The organism is Pseudomonas sp. P1_F1_2, from assembly GCF_056405815.1.
Genome location: NZ_JBFUBK010000015.1, coordinates 13,894 through 34,318, shown reverse-complemented (window position 1 = coordinate 34,318; position 20,425 = coordinate 13,894). Strand labels below are relative to the sequence as shown.

Here is a 20,425-nt window from a genome sequence, read left to right as displayed (position 1 = left end):
TTTGCCCACCAAGGAGCTGGCCATGCTGCGTCTGAGCGCGCTTTATCGTTATCCGTTGAAATCCGGCAAGGGCGAACCCTTGCAGCGCGTCGGCCTCGACAAGCTGGGTTTGGACGGTGATCGACGCTGGATGCTGGTCGATGAGGCCAGCGGGCGCTTCCTGACCCAGCGCGCGGTAGCGTCAATGAGCCAATTGTCGGCGTTGTGGAATGCCGATGGCGGGCTGACCCTCAATGCACCGGGCCACACGTCAATCGATATCGCCTTGCCCGGTAACGACGCGCCACTGCGTGGTGTGACTATCTGGCGTGACACCTTGCGTGTGCCGGATGCCGGTGACGCAGCAGGTGCCTGGGTCAGCGAGTTCATTGGTAAACCGACGCGGCTGGTGCAAGTTCCTCTGGATCGTGCACGCACCACGGAGGCCGGTTACGGCAACGACGATGATCAGGTTGCGTTCGCCGACGGCTACCCGTTATTGCTGATCGGGCAGTCGTCCCTGGAAGACTTGTCGCAAAAGGTCGGGCGTCCACTTGAGATGCTGCGCTTTCGACCGAACCTGGTGATCGAGGGCAGTGAAGCTTTTGCCGAAGATGGCTGGAAGCGTATTCGCATCGGTGACGTCGAGTTCCGGGTGGTCAAGTCCTGTTCGCGCTGCATTCTGACCACCATCGACCCGCAAACTGGCGAGCGCAGCGAAGACCGGGAGCCGCTGGCCACGTTGCAGAAGTACCGTGCCCAAGCCGACGGCGCGATGTTTGGGCAGAACCTGGTTAACGATAGCAACGGTCATCTGGAAGTCGGGATGTCGGTGACGATTCTCGAATGAGAACCCCGAAATGAAAAATGCCCGTGTCCAAGGACACGGGCATTTTTTTGCGATGAGAACCCGGGGGTTTAGCCGCGGTATTCACACAGGTAAGCGGTGTCGACGGCCACTTTCAGCTGGAACTTGCTGTTGGCAGGCACATTGAACTGGCTGCCGGCGGCGAAGGTTTCCCAGTCGCTGCTGTCAGGCAGTTTAACGGTGAGAGCACCGCTGACCACGTGCATGATTTCACGCTGGCTGGTGCCGAATTCGTACTCGCCCGGAGCCATGACGCCGATGGTCGCAGGACCTTCAGCAGTGCCAAAGGCGATCGACTTGACGGTGCCGTCGAAGTACTCGTTGACTTTAAACATGGGCGATTCCTCGAAAAGGGCTAAAAAGGGCCGGCCAGTATGCACAAGGCCTCGAACGCCGTCACCTCTCTAGGTGGGGAAAACCAGTGGCAACAGGCGTGCTGTATTGCGCGCATCTTCCAGTGCCCGGTGTTGCTGCCCGGTGAACTGCAGGCCCGCCAGTTGCAAGGCGCCATTGAGCCCCAGCGGACGTTCCAGCCGTCTGGCCTTGGCAAAGCGTTGCTTGAGGTTCATGTGCGGTATCCGGCTCAGGGCGCTGTCGAGTTGCAGGCGCTCCCACTCCTGAACCAATTGTTTGCGATCGTAATCGCCCCAACTCGCCCAACCATCCAGACAAGAATGATGCGGCTCCAGCCAGCGTTCGAATGACGGCCAAACCTCGGTCAACGGTTGCGCGGCATCGATATTGCCTTGGGTGATGTGAGTCAGCTCCCGGCAAAACGGTGTCAGCAAAGGCCGCCGCAGCGGTCGCACGAAACGCTGGAAGTGGTCCAGTTCGCGACCTTTGCGGTCCACCAGGGTGGCACCGATTTCGATGATTTCCATTTCCGTTACTGGCCAGCCACCTTCATCGGTGGTGGCTTCCAGATCTATCACCAGCCAGTGAGGCATCGCAGGGTTCCTGGTATCCGCGTCCTGATAGGGCTTGAGCGTAGCCAAACCCGGCGGATCCGCCTAGCGGCTTATTCGACCTCCAACAAAATCTGACGATTTTTGACCTGATCGCCGACCTGCACCTGCAAGCGTTTCAGCACGCCGTCGATGCCTGACTTGAGCGGATGCTCCATTTTCATGGCTTCGAGCACCACCAATAGCTGGCCTTTGCTGACCTGGCTGCCCTCACTGACCAGAACGTCGACGATGGCACCGTCCATAGGTGCCTTGAGCGTGCCGTTACTGACGCTGGCCTGAGCGCTGACCAGCGCCTGGGTCCGATCCACCAGTTGCAGGCTGCCGGGGCGAGTGAACAACCACAGTTGCCCGGCTTGGAGACGATAGGCATGACGCTGGCGGATGCCGTCGATGTCCAGCGTTGCCCAGCGCCCGTCGCACTGGATGATCTTCAATTGCAGCGCTTGCCCGGCGACACGAATGCGCATGGGTGCGTCAGGTGTGGCGTTCAGTTCCACCGGCCAATCCTGTTCATTCAGGCCGATGCGGTAGTGCAAGGGCACACTGGCATTGTTGCGCCAGCCAGTCAGTGGTGCCGGGTGAGCCTGTGCCGAGGCGTGATAGAACAGTGCGGCAGCGATGGCCAGTTCTGAGGCATTCGGGACATAGGCCTGCAAACACGGATGGTCAACGAAGCGGGTCGGTATAAAACCGGTGCTGAATTCACCGCTGATGAAGTGCGGGTGGTCGAGCAGGCTGGCGAGCAAACGCTGGTTGCTCTGCACGCCCAGCAACACGCTGTCCTGCACGGCCCGCAGCAACTTGCGCCGCGCCTCTTCGCGAGTCGCGCCGTGGGCGATGATCTTGCCGAGCATCGGGTCATAAAACGGGCTGATGCTCTGGCCTTCTATCAGGCCATGATCGATCCGTACACTGCCCGGCAATGCGGGTTCCCAAGCCGTGACCTGACCGGTTTGCGGCAGAAAACCGTGGGTCGGGTCTTCGGCGTAGAGGCGCACTTCCATGGCATGCCCGTTGAGCTGCACCTGTTCCTGTCGTAACGGCAGGGGTTGTCCTTCGGCGACGAGTAACTGCCAGGCCACCAGGTCCAGCCCGGTGATCAATTCAGTGACCGGGTGTTCCACTTGCAGCCGGGTGTTCATTTCCAGAAAGTAGAATTGCCCGCGCGCATCCAGCAGAAACTCCACGGTGCCTGCGCCGACGTAATTCACCGCCCTGCCAGCCTTGAGCGCGGCCTCGCCCATGGCCTGGCGCAACTCGCTGGTCATCAYCGGGCAGGGTGCTTCTTCGATGACTTTTTGATGGCGGCGCTGGATCGAACAGTCGCGTTCTCCGAGGTAGATGAGGTTACCGTGTTGATCGCCGAACAGCTGAATCTCGACGTGGCGCGGGTCGATCAACGCTTGTTCGAGGATCAGTTCATCGCTGCCAAAACCATGCTGCGCTTCGGAGCGTGCGGTGCGCAGTTGTTCCAACAACTCGCCGGCATCCGGCACCAGGCGCATGCCACGTCCGCCCCCGCCAGCGCTGGCCTTGATCATCAGCGGATAACCAATGCGCTCGGCTTCCCGGCTCAGGGTAGTGTCGTCCTGTTCGGCGCCTTGATAGCCTCTGACACACGGCACGCCGGCCTCGATCATGGCGATTTTCGACAGACGTTTACTGCCCATCAACTTGATGGCTTCGGGGCTGGGGCCGATGAAGGTGATGCCGGCGTCGCGGCAGGCAAGGGCGAAGCCGGCGTTTTCCGAGAGAAAACCGTAGCCGGGGTGGATCGCATCGGCCCCCGTGCGCCGGGCGGCGTCGATGATGGCCGGGACGTTCAGATAAGACTGCTGCACCGGGGCAGGGCCGATGTTGATGGCTTCGTCGGCCATGTGCACATGCAGGGCATCGGCGTCGGCATCGCTGAACACTGCAACCGTGCGATAGCCCAGCGCTTGCGCAGTACGCTGGATACGGCAGGCGATTTCACCGCGGTTGGCAATCAGGATTTTTCTGAGTCCGGGCATATTCTGTTCCCTTGGTTTGCGGTGAATGTGATGACCTCATCGCGGGCAAGCCCGCTCCCTCATTTGATCTCTTTACGCTGAAGATCTCTTGTGGGAGCGGGCTTGCCCGCGATGCTTTCAGGAGGCCCATCCCGGTTTACGCTTTTGTACGAAAGCCATCGTCCCCTCGACACCTTCCGCCCCGGTCACTGCCTCGCTGAACCACTGCGCCGCTTCATCCAGCAACGCGTCCGACGGTTGCCCGGCACTCGCCAGCAGCAGTTTTTTGGTCGTCGCATTAGCACCCGGCGCGCAGCACAGCACATGGGCGAGGATTTCATCGAGGCGCTCGGCCAGTGCTTGCGCGTCATGTTCGACAAAATGCACCAGGCCCATGCGCCGCGCCTGCGTACCGTCGAAACGCGCGGCAGTCAGCGCCAGTCGCCGGGCCTGGGTCAGGCCGATGCGCTGGACCACGAAGGGGGCTATTTGCGCGGGCAGCAAACCGAGGCTGGTTTCCGGCAAACCGAATTGTGCCAAGTGATCGGCCAGGGCGACATCGCTGACGCACGCCAGCCCCAGGCCGCCCCCTAACACCGCGCCTTGCAGCACCGTGATCACCACTTGTGGCGCGTGTTGTACTTCTTGCAGCAGGGCGCCGAACGCCCGATTCAACTCGCGGTAGGCGCTCGGGCCTTGAGCGCGAGCGTTGGCCATGTCCTTGATGTCGCCACCGGCACAGAAATGCCCGCCGGCGCCGCCGATCACCAAGGCCCGAACCGCGCGATCATCGCGCACCGCCCCGAGTACAGAGCGCAGTTCGGCGACCATTTGCAAACTCATGGCATTGCGACTTTCCGGGCGATTGAGGGTGATGTGCAGCACGCCGTTATGCGGCTCCAACAGCAATGTCTGGCAATCGGGCAGGGGGCTCATTTCTTTTTCCCCGGCAGAATGCCCATGAGTTTGCAGATGATCCCCAACATGATTTCGTCGGCGCCGCCGCCAATCGATACCAGTCGCACGTCACGGTAAGCACGGGCGACCGGGTTGTCCCACATGAAACCCATGCCACCCCAATATTGCAGGCAGCTGTCGCTGACTTCGCGGCCCAGACGCCCGGCCTTGAGTTTGGCCATGGAGGCAAGGCGGGTGACGTCCTGGCCTTTGACGTATTGCTCGGTGGCCTGATAGACCAGCGCCCGCAGGCATTCGATTTCGGTTTGCAGCTCTGCCAGGCGGAAGTGAATGACCTGATTGTCGATCAGTGCACTGCCAAAGGTTTTGCGTTCCTTGCAGTACTCGATGGTGCTGTCGACGCAATACTCCAGGCCCTTGATCATGTTTGCCGCGCCGAACAGGCGTTCTTCCTGGAACTGCAGCATTTGCATCATGAACCCGGCCCCTTCATGGCCGACGCGGTTACGCTGAGGCACCCGCACGTTGTCGAAAAACACTTGGGCGGTTTCCGAACTGCGCATGCCGAGTTTGTCCAGGTGCGAACTGAGGCTGATGCCTGGCGTGTTCATCGGCACCATGATCAGCGATTTGTTGATGTGCGGCTTGTCGTCCGAAGTGTTGGCCAGCAGGCAGATGAAATCGGCGCTTGGCGAGTTGGTGATCCACATCTTGCTGCCGTTGATCACGTAGTCGTCGCCGTCCTTGCGGGCGGTGGTTTTCAGCCCGGCGACGTCGGAACCGGCACCGACTTCCGAGACGCCGATGCAGCCGACCTGTTCACCGGTAATGGCCGGGCGCAGAAACTCGTCGCGCAATTCATCGGAACCGAACCGCGCCAGCGCCGGGGTGCACATGTCGGTCTGCACGCCGATGGACATCGGAATGCCGCCGCAATGGATAGTGCCGAACTCTTCGGCGGCGACAATGGAGTAGCTGTAGTCCAGCCCCATGCCGCCGAATTTTTCCGGTTTTGATATGCCCAGCAGGCCGAGATCGCCGGCCTTGCGGAAGATCTCGTGGATCGGAAAACGACCGGCCTTTTCCCATTCTTCGACGTGAGGGTTGATCTCGTGATCGACGAATTGGCGGACGGTGCGGCGCAGTGCTTCGTGTTCCTGGGTGAAGATCATTTTTGTTGTTCTCCTGATCGTTCCCACGCTCCGCGTGGTAATGCCTCTATGGACGCTCTGCGTCCGCTTTGGGACGCAGAGCGTCCCGGGCTGCGTTCCCACGCAGAGCGTGGGAACGATCTATCAAAAACGCGCGACGCCAAAACTGTTGGCTTGCAATGGCCGCACTTTGGCCTCGTGGCAGATATCCAGCAAGTAACCCAGCAACGTCCGGGTGTCCCGCGGATCGATCAGCCCGTCATCCCACAGATTGGCGCTGCCATAGAGAGCGGTGGACTGGCTGTCGAGTTTTTGCGCGGTGACCTGTTCCAGCATGTCGAGCATTTTCGGGTCGGGCACCAAGCCGTCCTTGAGCTGCTTGGCCTCGGTGACGATTCGCAGCACCTTGCCGGCCTGGGCGCCGCCCATGACGGCGGTGCGACTGTTGGGCCAGGCGAAGATGAAACGCGGGTCGAGGCCGCGACCACACATCGCGTAGTTGCCGGCGCCATACGAGCCACCGACGACAATCGTCAGTTTCGGCACCCGAGCGTTCGCCACGGCTTGAATCATCTTGGCGCCGTGCTTGATCACGCCTTGTTGTTCCGATTCGGTGCCGACCATGAACCCAGTGGTGTTGTGGAAAAACAGCAGCGGCGTCTGGCTTTGGTCGCAGAGCTGGATGAACTGCGCAGCCTTGCTGGCGCCCTTGGGCGTGATCGGGCCGTTGTTGCCGATAAAACCGCAGGCTCGCCCTTGAATTTTCAGTTGGCCGCAAACGGTCTGTTGATCGAACTCACCCTTGAACTCAAGGAAATTCGAACCGTCGGCGATACGGGCAACGATATCGCGCACGTCATAGGGTTTTTTCGGGTCGTCAGGGATCAGGCCCAACAGCTCATCGATGGGGTAGAGCGGTTCTTCATATTGACGTTCGGGTAACCAGGGCAACTGTTCGTTCCACGGCAGCAGGCTGACGATTTCGCGCACGTGTCGCACACCGTCGGCATCGTTCTCGGCCAGGTATTCGGCGGTGCCGGCGGTTTGCGCATGCATCTCGGCGCCGCCCAGTTCTTCATCGGTGGCGACTTCGCCGGTCGCCGCTTTGAGCAGGGGCGGGCCGGCGAGAAACAACTTGGCCTTGCCGCGTACGACCACCACGTAGTCCGATAAGCCCGGCTGATAAGCACCCCCCGCAGTGGCCGAGCCGTGCACCACCGTGATCTGGGGCAAACCCATGGCCGACATCCGCGCCTGGTTGGCGAAGCTGCGCGCGCCTTCGACGAAAATGTCCGCGGCGTAATTCAGGTTGGCGCCACCGCTTTCGGCGAGGGTGATCACCGGCAGTTTGTTCTCCATGGCGATCTGTTGCAGGCGCAGGGACTTTTTCAATCCGCTGGGGGAAATGGTGCCGCCCTTGATCGCGCTGTTGTTCGCCACCACCAGCACCCGTACGCCAGACACGTAACCGATCCCGGCAATCAAGCCACCGCCGGCAGCACTGCCATCCTTATCATCGTGCAGCTTGTAGCCGGCCAGGCTCGCCAGTTCGAGGAACGGTGCGCCGGGGTCGAGCAGCAGGTTGAGACGTTCGCGCGGTAGCAGTTGCCCGCGTTTGTCGAATTTTGGTTTGGCTTCGGCGGCCTTGTTCAACAGGTTCTGTTCGAGCTGGCGGACGTGTTCGATCACGGCCAGCATCGCGTCACGGTTCTGGGCGAACTGGGCGCTGAACGGGTCCACTTGCGATTGAATCACCGGCATGGCTTATTCCTTGTCCTTGAGCACTTCTGGTAAGTACGCGCGGTGAAAACCGTTGTACGACTCACTGTTGGTAGCCTTGTGGATCGGCCAGGCGCGACCGCCCAGGCTGGCAGCACCGTCGATGCGCAAGGTGCTGCCGCTGACAAATGCCGCGGCCGGGCTGAGCAGGAACACAATCGCCGCGCTCACTTCCGATTCCGTCCCGATGCGTTTCAGCGGCACGTGTTCGCGCAAGGTCGGAATCACCGCTTTGAAAGCGCCTTCGTAAGTGTCCATACCGCTGGACGCGACCCACCCCGGCGCCACCGCGTTGACCCGCACCCCGGCGTAACCCCATTCGAATGCAGCGGTCTTGGTCAGGTTGTCCATGCCCGAACGCGCTGCACCGGAATGCCCCATACCAGGCATGCCGCCCCACATGTCGGCGAGCATGTTGACGATGGCGCCGCCATGCTTGCTCATGGATTGATTGAACACTTCCCGGGCCATCAGGAAACCGCCCACCAGATTGGTGCRCACCACGGTTTCGAAACCTTTCTGATTGATCGAGGCCAAGGGTGACGGGTATTGCCCGCCGGCATTGTTGACCAGCCCGTGGATCGGCCCGTATTTGCGAATCAGCTCGCTGACCAGGTGCTTGACCGCTTCTTCCTCACGAATATCGCAGGTGGCCCAATCCGCCTTGCCACCGTCTTCGGCAATCTCGGCGGCGACGCTTTTCAGCTTGTCGGCCTTGCGCCCGACCAGCAGCACGTGCGCGCCGAGGGCCGCCAGTTCATGCGCGGTACACCGGCCGATGCCGCTGCCGCCGCCGGTGACAATGATGGTTTGGCCCGCAAACAAATCGGCTTTGAAAATCGAATCGTAAGCCATGGCGACAGTCCTCTAGTTGACCTGGTCGGCGATGCGCTGAGGCACCGGAATCTGGATCTCCAGCAGCTGCTGGGCGAAGGCTTTGCCTTGCGGATCGATCCGCAGGCTGGCCACGCCACCGCCGCCGAGGGCGTTTTCCAGTAGAAAATTCAGGCTGTGGGTGCCGGGCAAATACCAACGTTCCACGCGCCCGTGAAGAGGATCGAGGACGTGGCTCATCCAGTCGACCATCACCTCGGGTGTCAGCGCTTCGGCGATCCACGGCAGGTACTCGGGATCGCGGGCCATGACGCCGATGTTGCTGTGATTGCCCTTGTCGCCAGAGCGGGCCACGGCGAGTTTGACCAGGGGCACGCTGGCATCGGCGCGGTCTGTGGGTGTGGGCGGTTCGAAGGCGACGGGCAGGTCTGCGGTGTCGAGCACATCGAGCGCGGGCAGGGCGCAGGCGTAGCGCTGGCCGTTGAGGTTAATGTCCGGCGTGCAGAAGGTTTTGTCGATAAGGAAGGAGAACAGGCGGATCAGCGGATACACCGTTGGCCGTCCACCGACGATTCCGGTCAGCCCCGGCGCCATGCCCGTTGCGGCTTGGGCGATTTCCCGGGAGAACATGATCAATGCTTGTTTGTTCGGGTGGCGCACGGAGAGTTTGATCACCACTTCGCGGGTGTCCCGGCGCTGGCCGTGGGGGCCGTAAGTGGCTTCGCTGCCGAGCAGTTCAATGTTCACTTCGCTGTAGGGCGCCCACCCACGCTGGCTGAACATTTGCGAGGTCTTGTTGATGATCGCTTCGCTGACCCGATGTGCCTTGGCGACTGCATCGATGCCCGCGATCAGGCAACTGGCGGTGCAGCGGAAGCCGTCCGGATACGTCGCGCTGACTTTGTACTGACCGGTCGGCGGCAGGCCTTTGGCACCGTGCACCTGAACCGCGTTTTTACCGTGTTGCCGGAGTTTGACCTGGGTGAAATCGCACACGACATCGGGCAGCAGGTACGCCCGTGGGTCGCCGATTTCATAGAGCATTTGCTCGCCAACGGTCAGGGGCGTGACCAGGCCACCAGAGCCTTCGGGCTTGCTGACGATGAACTGGCTGTCGGCACCTACCTCGACGATGGGGAAGCCGATGTGTTCGTAATCGGGTACGTCGCGCCAGTCGGTGAAATTGCCGCCGGTGCATTGGGCGCCGCATTCGATGATGTGGCCGGCCAGCGCGGCTTGCGCCAGCTTGTCGTAGTCATGCCAGGACCAACCGAACTCATGCACCAGCGCAGCGCTGACCACGGCACTGTCGACCACGCGACCGGTGATGACGATGTCCGCGCCCAGGCGCAAGGCTTCGACGATGCCCGGCGCGCCCAGGTAGGCGTTGGTCGAGACGCACATGGGCGGCAACGGTGCGCCGCTGAACATTTCATGAATGCAGCTGTTTCTCAGTTGTTTGAATTGCGGTTGCAGGTCATCGCCCAGTAGCACCGCGATTTTCAGGGCGACGCCGGCCTTGTCGCACGCCGCCTGAAGCGCGGCGGCACACGCTTGCGGATTGACACCGCCGGCATTGCTGATGACGCGAATGTTCTGTTCGGCGAGGCGGGTGAGCAGTGGACTGAGCACTTCGATGAAGTCGCCCGCATAGCCGGCCTGCGGATCTTTCATCCGCGCACCGGCCATGATCGACATAGTGATTTCAGCCAGGTAGTCGAAAACCAGATAGTCCAGGCGTCCACCTTCCACCAACTGCGCGGCGGCGGTCGAGGTGTCACCCCAGAAGGCGCTGGCGCAGCCGACGCGAATCGTTTTAGGCACAGTCAACTCCATAGCCACCTCCCACTGAAGTGGATCGAGACTACCAAGCAAGCGCTTGGTTTGTAAACGTCTGAAATATCTTCTGCCCGAGCGCTTGCTTGGTTGCCGCGACCAGCTTAAATTGCCCGCGCAACCCCGCAGTTTTAGCGGCGAGCGGTGTATTTGATTGATCGACTGTAGGAGAGAACGGGTGGACGAGCAAAAAGCCCTGAGGGTCATGCGCGAATTGGTCGACAACGGCCAATTGACCGACCCGGACAGCGCCCGCGGCAAACTGCTGCAAGTGGCGGCTCACCTGTTCCGCAACAAAGGTTATGAACGCACCACGGTGCGCGACCTGGCGGGGGCCGTGGGCATACAGTCAGGCAGCATTTTTCATCATTTCAAAAGCAAGGATGAAATCCTGCGGGCCGTGATGGAAGAAACCATCCGCTACAACACGGCATTGATGCATGCAGCCCTGGCCGACGCCGGTAATGTGCGCGAGCGCGTGCTGGCGCTGATCCGCTGCGAATTGCAGTCGATCATGGGGGGCAGCGGCGAGGCCATGGCGGTGCTGGTGTATGAATGGCGCTCGTTATCCGAAGAAGGGCAGGCGCAGGTGTTGGCACTGCGTGACATTTATGAAGAGCTCTGGCTGCAAGTGCTGGGTGAAGCCAAAGAGGCGGGTTTTATTCGCGGCGATGTGTTCATCACGCGTCGTTTCCTGACCGGCGCGCTGTCTTGGACCACGACCTGGTTTCGCGCTGGCGGCAGCATGAGCCTCGATCAATTGGCCGATGAGGCATTGATTCTCGTACTGGAAGAAAAGCAGTAAGGTTGTGCCGGACCAGGGAAACTGGCTAAGTGGCCGAAACCGCCTAGCTTGAATGCATTGATGCGTATTTTTGGGGAGTGGTTGTTTTGATGTCTTCGCCAATCAGGACGGCTTCGCGGCTTTTGCTGGCGTCGCTTGCGGCGCTCTGGGTTTTGCCGTCCCAGGCTGCGCAACTGGTGCGGGTGGGTGCCGCCCATTTTCCGCCTTACACGATCCGTCCGGAATCCGGTGCCGACACCGGCCTGCTGCCACAATTGGTCGAGGCGTTGAATCGCCAGCAAAGTGATTATCAGTTTGTCCTGGTGCCCACCTCCATTCCCCGGCGCTTCGGTGATTTCAAGCAAGGCCGGGTCGACATGGCGATTTTCGAGAACCCGCTATGGGGGTGGCAGGACATTCCCCACACCAACGTCGATATGGGCCTTGAAGACGCCGAGATTTTTGTCGCGCAACGCCTGCCGGATCGACAGCAGAGTTATTTTACCGACCTTACCGGCAAGCGCCTGGCCCTGTTCAGCGGCTATCACTACGAATTTGCCAACTTCAACGCTGAGCCTAAATTCCTCGCACAGAACTACAACGCTACGCTGACCTATTCCCACGACAGCAATTTGCTGATGGTGCTGCGCGGTCGAGCGGACATCGCCCTGGTGACACGCTCTTATCTGAGCGATTACCTGCTGCGCAACGATAAAGTTGCCGATCAGTTGCTGGTGTCCCAGCGCATCGATCAGGTCTATCACCACTACGCCATCCTGCGCCCGACCGCACCCATCAGTGGCGAGGCATTCGGCAAGTTGTTGCAAGGCCTGAGGGACAATGGCGAGATGCTGAAGATTTTCGACCCGTACAAGATCGCGGTGGTGCCGGTGCCGCGAACTTGATGACGAACGCCACGGGTGGCTGAAATTCAGATGTTAGCGACGGATAAATGTATCCGCCTGACGCCCCGACACTTTGCGGCAGTGCACCAGCGCATCGCGGATCATGAAGTTCACCAGGGTCGGCGAAACGCCGAGTTCCTTGGCAATATCCTTTTGCGGTACTCCGTGCAGCCGGTACATCTCGAAAGCGTAGCGGGTACGGCTCGGCAGTTCCGTCAGCGCGTCGGCAATGTGCTCAAGGGTCGAGAAATTGATGTGCGAGGTTTCGGGTGACGCACCTTGAATCATCACGTTCAAACCTTCCTCTTCAGGGCCGGAATACTTCTGCTCCAACGCCTGTTTGCGGTAGTGGTCGATCGCCAGGTTGCGCACGATCTGGAACAGATAGCTGAGTTGGGCCTTGAATGAAGTCGTGATCGGCGGCGCTGATTGCAACCGGAAAAACGCATCCTGCACGACGTCTTCAGCACGTGACCTGCAACCGGTGATGCGAGCGGCAATCTTGACCAGTATCAGTCGATTCTCGACGAAGGCCTGAAGTAGCGGTGAGTCGCACCTGCTTGTGAATACTTGTTCCGTCATGGAAATCACCTTGCTGCCAATAGGTTGGTGGGACGGCACGCAGACTTGAGCCGTCCGACACATTGAGCAATAAGCTAGGCTTGATGATAATGATTGTCAATTGAGAAGAAGAATTGATACTGAGACTGGGTGCGACGTGCGAACACCGGCATGCGGTGCCCTCGTTTGCAGCCACTTGCCTGTCAGCGCCTATTTCGGCGCAATGCAGTACGTGCCGCAAAACGTGCCATGCCGTCGGACTGGCGCACCAGTGGGTTCACTTCGGCCCGAGGATTTTCGCCAGTTTGTCCGGCGAAGGCGCACCTTGCTGTTGTTGCAGTTCACCCTTGTCGTCCATATAGAAAATCGCTGGCGTGGCCTGCAACTCCAGGTCTTCCATCAACTGCATGTTCGCCGCCAGTTTTGCCTGAATCGCTGGAGGGACTTCTTTCAGCGCTTTGAGTGAGCTGTCCTTGCCAGCCTTTTCGTGTTCTTCCAGCGCTTTGCCCGGGTCTTTGGCCGCCAGCAGTGCAGCCGATTTACCCGGGCTGTCTTCGCGAATGATGCCGACCATGATGTGGCGCAATTGCACCTTGCCAGCCTTGACCCACGGCCGCGCCTGCTCCCAGAAGACGTTGCAGTAAGGGCAGTTCGGATCGCTGAACAGGTAGACGACACGCGGGGCATCTTTTTTGCCGTCGCCGATCCAGTTACTGGCTTCCATCTTGCCCCAGACCTCCTTCGACATCGGTGCGTAGACCAGCTTCTGCAACGGCGCGGAGGTCAGGTCGTTGCCGTCAGCATCGTAGAGATTGCCGAGCAACACATGCTTGCCATCCGGGGTCAGGTACAGCGCCATGCCACGGTTTTGGTATTGCGCCGCATAACCGCGCAAGCCGTCAGGCGCGTCGAACTGGCCGACGATTTTCGCACCCTTGGCTTCGATCTTCTTGATCGCTTCAGGCAGTTCTTCGGCGGCCTGTACCGACGGCAGGTGCAGCAGGGCTGCGCCCAGGGTGAGCGTCAGCAGGTGGCGGAGGCGTGGCATGGCAGTTTCCTTGAAGGGGTGGACGGTGTGGCAGAAGGAGGGGTGTCGAAGTTTTCCAGGGCACGGGCCAGGCTGGCTTGCGAGAGTTCGCCCAAATGGCTGCCCAGCAGGCGACCGTCATTGCTATAGAACAGCGTAGTCGGCAATGCCATGGAACCCACGGCTTGGCCCAGGCGACCGCTGGCATCGAACAACACGTTGCTCAGGCTCAGGCCCTGGGTTTCCAGGAACGTGCTGACGCTTTGCATGCTTTCAGCCTGATTGACGAACAGGAAGGTCAAGTCCGGGCGTTGCTGCTGGGCGTTTTCCAGCACCGGCATTTCCCGACGGCAGGGCGGGCACCAGGTCGCCCAGAGATTGATCACCAGCGGGCCACCCTTGTAATCGGCCAGTTGCACAGTTTCGCCGGCGGCATTGCGCAAGGAGATTTCAGGCAGGCGCGTGCCTTGTTCGTAAATGCTCAGGGAGAACGTTGCCAGCAGCCAGAACGCCAGGCCGCTGCCTACGCCAAAGCCCAGCGGCCGGCGTAAACCCGGACGGCGCCAGCCGCGATACAGGCTGGCAAGCAGCAGCACAATCACGCCAGGCCAGGCCAGGAAACCACCGTCGCGCAGGTCGATGATCTGCCACGGATCGTTGCGATAGTGTGCCCAATACACCGCCACGAAACTGACCCTGGCCGCCAGCATGCCGATCAGGAACAGGCTGAACAGCACCGACTCGGGATTATCGCCACCGCGCTTGGCCACCCGCCAGCCGACAAACGTTGCCAGCGCCAGAGCACTGATCAGCAGCAGGTGGTTAAGCGCGATGGCAAAGGTGCCGAGGGTGAAAGTCAGCATTAACGGGCGTCTCGGGTAGTGGTCCAGCGTTGCAGGAAGGTGTCGGCATCGACCTCGCCGGTGATGCGCTGGCTGCGACGCTCTTCGCCGTCGGCGCCGATCCACAGGAAACTCGGTGGCCCCGGCACTTTATAACGGCCGAGCAGTTCGCGGCTGGCGGCATTGTCGGCGGTGACGTCGAGCCGGAGCAAGCGCACATCGCTCAACGCTTGCATCACGTGGGCTTTACCGAAGACCTGTTTTTCCATGACTTTGCAGGAGGTGCACCAGTCGGCGTAGTAATCGAGCAGCACCCATTGGCCCTGCGCCCGCGCCGCGTCCAGTTCCTGTTGCAGCGCATTGGGGTCTTTGATCGTGGTGAACGCCTCGTGGCCGACCGGTGCAGAGGCACTGGCCGTGTTGGAGCCGCGATAGACCTGCAGCGGTTGAAACAGGTCATCGCTGCCACCTGCAGCGCCGATCATCAGCAGGCTGCCCCACAAACCGAGCAGCAATGAACCGGCGCCGAACACCTGCGCCGTTCGACCAAAACCACCGGACTGGCGCCAGGCACTGTAAGCGGCAATCAACAGCAGCGCGCCGCACAAACCGATCCAGAGCGATTGATCCAGTACCGGGCGCAACATCAGCAGTGCAGTGGCGAGGAACAGGAAACCAAACACGCCTTTGAGCAGGTTCATCCAGGCGCCCGGTTTGGGCAGGAAGCGGTTGCCGATCGTCACCAGCAACAGCAGTGGCACACCGATGCCGATGCCCATGGCAAACAGAATCAGTCCGCCATGCAGTGCATTACCACTTTGCGCGATATAGAGCAGGGCGCCGGCCAACGGCGCGGTCATGCACGGCCCCACCAGCAGACCAGACAAGGCGCCCAGTGCACCGGCACCGACCAGACTGCCGCCACGCTGATTGCGTGAAACATTTTCCAGGCGGTCGCGCACGGCCACCGGCAGTTGCAGTTCGAAGAAACCGAACATCGGCAATGCCAGCAACACGAACACCGCCGCGAAACTGCCCAGCAGCCACGGGTTTTGCAGCAACGCTTGCACGTTCGCACCGAGCAGTGCGGCCAATACGCCCATCGCCGCATACACCAGCGCCATGCTGACCACATAGCTGCCCGCCAGGGCAAAACCACGTTTAGAGGTGGCGCCGCTGCCCACAATCAAACCAGCCAGGATAGGCAGCATCGGCAACGAGCAAGGGGTGAACGCCAGCAACAGCCCCAAACCGAAAAACACCAGCAAACTCCAGCCCAGTGCCCGCTGTTGCAGGTCGCTGGCCAAGGCTTGATCCGGTGCTTCGTTTGCGGCAACCGTGACGTTGCCGCCCAAATCCACCACCTGCGTTTGCGGCGGGTAACACAAGCCTGCATCGGCACAGCCCTGGAAACCGACTTTGATCTGACCGGTCGCGCCGGCCGGGATCTTCAGTTCCAGGCCCTGGCGGTAAACCTGTTGTTCGCCAAAGAACTCATCACTGTGCGCTTCGCCTTCAGGTAGCACGGGGTGCTGCTCAGCAGGCAAGCCGTCGAATTTGAGGCGCTTCTGATAAAGGTAATAACCGTCCGTGATCTGCCAATAGAGCTGGGTCTCACCCGTCTCAAGGCGTTCAGAGGTGAAAGCGAACGCCTTTTCCACCGGCAGAAATTCAGGTTTGGTATCGAACGGATTGGTCCCTGCCTGGGCCAGACCCGAGATCAAGAGGACAAAAAATAGAAACAGACGACGCATGGGTAAGCCTTATCCCTGTGCAGGTGAGGTGCACAATGGGAGGTGGCGATTAACCAGTGATTAACCGTGCCGGCCTTGTTGTCATGGTGCTTGCGGCATAATGTCCGCTTAATCGGCCAACGGCTTAATCACCTTTTTTCTGCGGGGCTCCCATGCACGTACTGGTTTGTGAAGACGATGAGCTGATTGCCAGCGGCATTGTTGCCGGGCTCACCGCACAGGGCCTGACGGTCGAGCACGTCGCCACCGCGTCGTCGGCGCGAGCGATGCTCAAGGTCGCGGAGTTTGACGTCATGGTGCTCGACCTCGGTCTTCCCGATGAGGATGGCCTCAAGCTGCTACAACAGCTGCGTCACAATGGCCTGGAGATTCCGGTGCTGATTCTCACCGCGCGCGATTCAGTGATGGATCGCGTCGATGGCTTGCAAGCCGGTGCGGATGATTACCTGCTTAAACCTTTCGATCTGCGTGAGCTTGCCGCGCGCCTGCACACCTTGTTGCGACGCGTGGCGGGGCGCAGTGTCAACTTGATCGAGCACGGTCGCCTGACGTACGACCCCAGCAGTCGCGAAACCTTGCTCGGCGGTCAACCGGTGGACCTGTCGCGCCGCGAGCAGGCGTTATTGCAGGCCTTGCTGCATAACCGCGGGCGCGTGCTCTCCACCGAGCAACTCAAGGACAGCGTCTACGGTTTCAACGACGAACTGGAAAGTAACGCCCTCAACGTGCACATCCATCACCTGCGGCGCAAACTCGGCAACGGCATCGTCGAAACCGTGCGCGGCCTGGGCTATCGCCTGGGGCCGGCTGATGGCGGAGAACAGTCGAAGTGATGAGCCTGCGTTTGCGCCTGAGCCTGACTCTTGGCGCCGCTTTTGCCTTGATCTGGGCCCTGGCGGCAGCCTGGATGCTCAGCGACTTGCGTAACCAAATGATGTTTTCCCTCGACCAGCGGCTGGTGGCTTCAGCGCGGATGGTCGCCGGGTTGCTGGAACAATTGCCGGCATTGCCGAGCAAAGGCGAGGGCACCCATTTCAGTGCGGAGCAACTGAACATTCCTGGTGGCATGGCCTGTCAGGTCAGTTCATTGCGTGGGGAAATTCTCGCTCGCAGTCACAGCGATCCCGAACAAAAACTGGAAGCCGAGAAAATGGGTTTCCACGATCAGATGATTGATGGTGCGCCGTGGCGCAGTTTCACGTTGGCCCGGGGTGACCTGCGCATTACCACGGCCGACCGGCAAATCGAGCGCGAGGCATTGAACATGTCGATTCTGCTGGCGGCGTCGGTGCCTGTCGGGGTGGCGTTGCTCGGTTGTCTGTGCCTGTTGTGGCTCGGTATCGGACAAGGTCTGGCGCCGCTCAACCGGATGCGTGATGCCTTGATGCGCCGCAGCGCCGACTCCCTTGAACCCTTGCAGATCCAGCCGCTGCCGAGTGAACTGCAACCGCTGCTGGAAACCCAGAATCAGCTGTTGCAGCGCATCGGCAAGACCATCGAGCGCGAAAGACGCCTGACCGGCGACGCGGCGCACGAACTGCGCAGCCCGCTGACCGCCATCAAGACCCACCTGCAAGTGGCGCGCATGACCGACGGCGCGTCTCGGGATCAATCACTGGCCCGGGCCGAAGAGGGCGCTGACCGCATGCACCGCACCCTTGAACAATTGCTGTTGCTGGCGCGGGTCGAGGGCAGCCTGTCGTTTGACGACGGTGTGCAGTGCAGCGCCGAGCAAGTGGCGAAACTGGCGATTCAGGATGCGGCCAGCGGTGATCGCCAACGCATCAGACTGCAGATGCCGAGCACATTCTCCACTGCGCCGGTGCAGATGCCCGCCGTGCTGTCGATTGCTGCGTTGCGCAACCTGCTCGATAACGCCTTGCGCCACACCCCTGGGGATGGGGCGGTGGAGTTGAGCCTGGAAACCACCGGCAACCGTGTGCGTTTTCTGGTTCGCGACCATGGCCCGGGTATCGCCGAAGAGGACTTGCAACACCTGACCCAACGCTTCTGGCGCAACGGTCAGAGCACCGGTTGCGGGTTGGGGCTGGCCATTGTCCAGGCGATTGTCCAGCGTTGCGGCTGTACGTTGCATTTCAACAGTCAGCCGGACGGGTTGCGGGTTGAGCTGACCATGCCGTTGCAGTCCATCTGACTCGCATGGGTTCCATGTTGCGCGTAAAAAAAGCCCGCTGAACCGGTGGCCCGTCAGCGGGTTTTTTTCAGGTCTGAAATGTGTGTTGACGGTGAGGCCTCTTTCGCGAAGGGGCCAGAAGTGGCAACAACGATCTCAACCCTGCTGGAACATCTCCTTCGCCCGCTGCTCAATCTGTTGCTGAGTCAGGTCTTCCTTGCGCGTGGCCAGGAACCAAAGGTGCCCATACGGATCTTTCAACGTCCCGGAGCGGTCGCCGTAAAACTGATCCTTGACCTCGGACACCACCGTGCCGCCCGCGTCAATCGCCTGTTTATAGGACTTGTCCACGTCCGTCACATACAGATGCAGGCCCACCGACGGTGACGTGTCCGGGTTGCTCAATGGACCCTGGTCGCAAGGTGTGCCGAGCATGATCGGACAGTCRCCGATCCGCAGTTCGGCATGCCCGATTCCGCCGTCCGGCATGGCCAGGCGCATGACTTCGATGGCACCGAAGGCCTTCTTGTAGAACTCGATGGCTTCGGCGGCTTTTTGAATGCCCAGGTACGGGGTGATGCTGTGATAACCCTCTGGAATGGGTTTGACGCTCATGATGGATCTCCCTGTTTGTTGTTGTGGGTGAAAAGGTGTCCTGTGCCGATTTCCGACCGGATAAATATAGGTCACTCCCTTGTTGGCATCCGCGCACCCGACGAGCAGCAACACTGTTCAGCCATCAACAGCGAAGCAGCAGATTGCTGGGCTGCGTGACGCCAGGACTTGAAAAAAACCCGTCAACTGCCCGAAAACATTGGTGCTGGACCTCGGCACAGAAGCTGCAATGGCTCTGATAAACACTGCTGCCCGGAACCTCAAATGCCTGAATCTGCCGTTTATCCGATTAACCCGCCGGCCGCCCATCGGATCGCCGATGACACCGAAGCCTTGCGCGTCGCCGAGCGCGTTGCCGCTGTATTGCTGGAGCAGGACGCCGAACGCGACCGCACCCGACAGGTGCCCGCCGAGATCGTCGATCTGTATTCCAACAGTGGACTGTGGGGTATCAGCGTGCCGAAGGCATTTGGTGGTGCTCAGGTGTCCTGTGCGGTGCTGGCGCAGGTCATCGCGATCATCTCGGCTGCCGATCCTTCTCTGGGGCAGATCCCGCAAAACCACTATTGCCTGCTCGAAGACATCCGCCTGCAAGGCACACCCGAACAGCAGGCGCATTTTTTCGAGCTGGCGCTGCAAGGGCATCGCTTTGCCAATGCCTTGTCGGAAACCGGCGGCAAAAACGTGCAGGACATCCAGGCGACGATCCGCCGCTATGGCGATGTTCATGTGATCAACGGGCGCAAGGGTTATTGCACCGGTTCGCTCTATGCTCACTGGCTGGCGGTGCTGGCGCTGGATGAAGAACAGAAGGGCCAGTTGGCCTTCGTCGAACGCGGATCAAAAGGGCTGGTGATCGTCGATGACTGGGACAGCATCGGTCAGCGCACAACGTCCAGCGGCACCGTGCTCGCCGAAGACTTGCACGTGTCGGCGTTCAATCTGTTCCCGACCTATCGGTCCTATGAAACGCCAACGCTGGCCGGCCCCTTCGCGCAATTGACCACGGCGGCCATCGACGCCGGCATTGCCCGTGCGGCACTGCGTGACACCATTGCTTTCGTTCAGCAATACGCTCGGCCGTGGATCGACGCGGGCGTGGAGAAGGCCAGTGAAGATCCGCTGACCATCATTCAGATCGGTGGCCTGGAGATCCGCCTGGAAGCCGCCGAAGCCTTGCTGGAGCGGGCAGGGCGAGCGCTGGATGCGGCGCGTCCGGCGCCCGATGAAGACAACGTCGCCCAAGCCTCCCTGGCGGTGGCCAAGGCCAAAGTGCTGACCACCGAAATCGCCATCGAAACCAGCAATAAACTCTTCGAGCTCGGTGGCACCCGCTCGACCTTGAAGAAGCACAATTTCGACCGGCACTGGCGCAACGCCCGGGTCCATACCCTGCACGATCCGGTGCGCTGGAAGTACCACGTCGTTGGCAACTGGCTACTCAACGGCGTGAAACCGCCGCGCCACGACTGGTCGTGA

The 20,425-nt window shown here is 60.6% G+C and carries 19 protein-coding genes; 6 read left to right on the top strand and 13 right to left on the bottom strand.

Annotated features, from left to right (window positions below):
* The first annotated feature begins 22 nt into the window (after positions 1 to 22).
* Positions 23 to 829 carry an MOSC domain-containing protein gene (locus tag AC1D2P_RS06810; RefSeq protein WP_046032375.1) on the top strand — a complete coding sequence of 269 codons (807 nt, stop codon included), beginning with the start codon at positions 23 to 25 and terminating at the stop codon, positions 827 to 829.
* A 68-nt stretch (positions 830 to 897) separates the two neighbouring features.
* Here AC1D2P_RS06810 and ppnP read toward each other — a convergent pair whose 3' ends face one another.
* The 8 genes from ppnP to AC1D2P_RS06770 all read right to left on the bottom strand — a co-directional run bounded on the left by ppnP (position 898) and on the right by AC1D2P_RS06770 (position 10,312).
* Positions 898 to 1,182 carry a pyrimidine/purine nucleoside phosphorylase gene (gene ppnP, locus AC1D2P_RS06805; protein ID WP_007940055.1) on the bottom strand — a complete coding sequence of 95 codons (285 nt, stop codon included), beginning with the start codon at positions 1,180 to 1,182 and terminating at the stop codon, positions 898 to 900.
* Between the two features lie 69 nt (positions 1,183 to 1,251).
* Positions 1,252 to 1,794: a 3'-5' exonuclease gene (locus AC1D2P_RS06800; protein WP_109787108.1), complete on the bottom strand. Its 543-nt coding sequence runs from the start codon at positions 1,792 to 1,794 to the stop codon at positions 1,252 to 1,254.
* Between the two features lie 71 nt (positions 1,795 to 1,865).
* Positions 1,866 to 3,827 (bottom strand): acetyl/propionyl/methylcrotonyl-CoA carboxylase subunit alpha, encoded by a 1,962-nt coding sequence (locus AC1D2P_RS06795; protein WP_477811355.1) that lies wholly within the window; start codon positions 3,825 to 3,827, stop codon positions 1,866 to 1,868.
* Positions 3,828 to 3,944: 117 nt separating this feature from the next.
* Positions 3,945 to 4,742, bottom strand: a complete 798-nt coding sequence (locus tag AC1D2P_RS06790) for an enoyl-CoA hydratase/isomerase family protein (protein WP_077431674.1) — start codon at positions 4,740 to 4,742, stop codon at positions 3,945 to 3,947.
* Positions 4,739 to 5,896, bottom strand: a complete 1,158-nt coding sequence (gene atuD / locus AC1D2P_RS06785) for a citronellyl-CoA dehydrogenase (RefSeq protein WP_046032371.1) — start codon at positions 5,894 to 5,896, stop codon at positions 4,739 to 4,741. Before atuD ends, AC1D2P_RS06790 begins: the two co-directional genes overlap by 4 nt.
* A 123-nt stretch (positions 5,897 to 6,019) precedes the next feature.
* Positions 6,020 to 7,636 carry a geranyl-CoA carboxylase subunit beta gene (gene atuC / locus AC1D2P_RS06780; protein ID WP_477758431.1) on the bottom strand — a complete coding sequence of 539 codons (1,617 nt, stop codon included), beginning with the start codon at positions 7,634 to 7,636 and terminating at the stop codon, positions 6,020 to 6,022.
* A gap of 3 nt (positions 7,637 to 7,639) precedes the next feature.
* Positions 7,640 to 8,509 carry an SDR family oxidoreductase gene (locus AC1D2P_RS06775; RefSeq protein ID WP_477811354.1) on the bottom strand — a complete coding sequence of 290 codons (870 nt, stop codon included), beginning with the start codon at positions 8,507 to 8,509 and terminating at the stop codon, positions 7,640 to 7,642.
* A gap of 12 nt (positions 8,510 to 8,521) precedes the next feature.
* Entirely contained in the window at positions 8,522 to 10,312 is a 1,791-nt protein-coding gene (locus tag AC1D2P_RS06770; RefSeq protein ID WP_477758429.1) for an acyclic terpene utilization AtuA family protein, read from the bottom strand.
* A gap of 190 nt (positions 10,313 to 10,502) precedes the next feature.
* On the opposite strand from AC1D2P_RS06770, the gene AC1D2P_RS06765 reads away from it, so the two are divergent.
* Together AC1D2P_RS06765 and AC1D2P_RS06760 are read left to right on the top strand one after the other, a co-directional pair.
* Positions 10,503 to 11,129 (top strand): TetR/AcrR family transcriptional regulator, encoded by a 627-nt coding sequence (locus tag AC1D2P_RS06765; protein ID WP_046032367.1) that lies wholly within the window; start codon positions 10,503 to 10,505, stop codon positions 11,127 to 11,129.
* Positions 11,130 to 11,218: 89 nt separating this feature from the next.
* Positions 11,219 to 12,013 carry a substrate-binding periplasmic protein gene (locus tag AC1D2P_RS06760; protein ID WP_177412267.1) on the top strand — a complete coding sequence of 265 codons (795 nt, stop codon included), beginning with the start codon at positions 11,219 to 11,221 and terminating at the stop codon, positions 12,011 to 12,013.
* A 33-nt stretch (positions 12,014 to 12,046) separates the two neighbouring features.
* Here AC1D2P_RS06760 and AC1D2P_RS06755 read toward each other — a convergent pair whose 3' ends face one another.
* The 4 genes from AC1D2P_RS06755 to dsbD all read right to left on the bottom strand — a co-directional run bounded on the left by AC1D2P_RS06755 (position 12,047) and on the right by dsbD (position 16,197).
* The gene (locus AC1D2P_RS06755; RefSeq protein WP_077431677.1) at positions 12,047 to 12,595 is read right to left on the bottom strand and encodes an RNA polymerase factor sigma-70; all 549 of its coding nucleotides are present in this window, start codon (positions 12,593 to 12,595) and stop codon (positions 12,047 to 12,049) included.
* Between the two features lie 256 nt (positions 12,596 to 12,851).
* The gene (gene dsbG / locus AC1D2P_RS06750; protein WP_223522799.1) at positions 12,852 to 13,622 is read right to left on the bottom strand and encodes a thiol:disulfide interchange protein DsbG; all 771 of its coding nucleotides are present in this window, start codon (positions 13,620 to 13,622) and stop codon (positions 12,852 to 12,854) included.
* On the bottom strand, positions 13,598 to 14,464 hold the full coding sequence (locus AC1D2P_RS06745) for a TlpA family protein disulfide reductase (RefSeq protein WP_477758428.1): 867 nt from the start codon (positions 14,462 to 14,464) through the stop codon (positions 13,598 to 13,600). Before AC1D2P_RS06745 ends, dsbG begins: the two co-directional genes overlap by 25 nt.
* Positions 14,464 to 16,197 carry a protein-disulfide reductase DsbD gene (gene dsbD / locus AC1D2P_RS06740; RefSeq protein WP_477758427.1) on the bottom strand — a complete coding sequence of 578 codons (1,734 nt, stop codon included), beginning with the start codon at positions 16,195 to 16,197 and terminating at the stop codon, positions 14,464 to 14,466. Before dsbD ends, AC1D2P_RS06745 begins: the two co-directional genes overlap by 1 nt.
* A gap of 152 nt (positions 16,198 to 16,349) precedes the next feature.
* Here dsbD and AC1D2P_RS06735 point away from each other — a divergent pair, with 152 nt between their 5' ends.
* Entirely contained in the window at positions 16,350 to 17,030 is a 681-nt protein-coding gene (locus AC1D2P_RS06735; protein ID WP_046032361.1) for a response regulator, read from the top strand.
* Complete coding sequence (locus AC1D2P_RS06730; protein WP_046032360.1) at positions 17,027 to 18,352, top strand: ATP-binding protein; 1,326 nt, start codon at positions 17,027 to 17,029, stop codon at positions 18,350 to 18,352. The genes AC1D2P_RS06735 and AC1D2P_RS06730 overlap by 4 nt, the downstream gene beginning before the upstream one ends.
* 135 nt (positions 18,353 to 18,487) lie before the next feature.
* On the opposite strand, the gene AC1D2P_RS06725 is transcribed toward AC1D2P_RS06730, so the two are convergent.
* A complete protein-coding gene (locus AC1D2P_RS06725) occupies positions 18,488 to 18,946 on the bottom strand; it encodes a VOC family protein (protein ID WP_046032359.1) in 459 nt (152 codons plus the stop codon).
* 264 nt (positions 18,947 to 19,210) lie between these two features.
* Between AC1D2P_RS06725 and AC1D2P_RS06720 the strand changes: the two genes are divergently transcribed.
* Positions 19,211 to 20,425 carry an SfnB family sulfur acquisition oxidoreductase gene (locus tag AC1D2P_RS06720; RefSeq protein WP_477758426.1) on the top strand — a complete coding sequence of 405 codons (1,215 nt, stop codon included), beginning with the start codon at positions 19,211 to 19,213 and terminating at the stop codon, positions 20,423 to 20,425.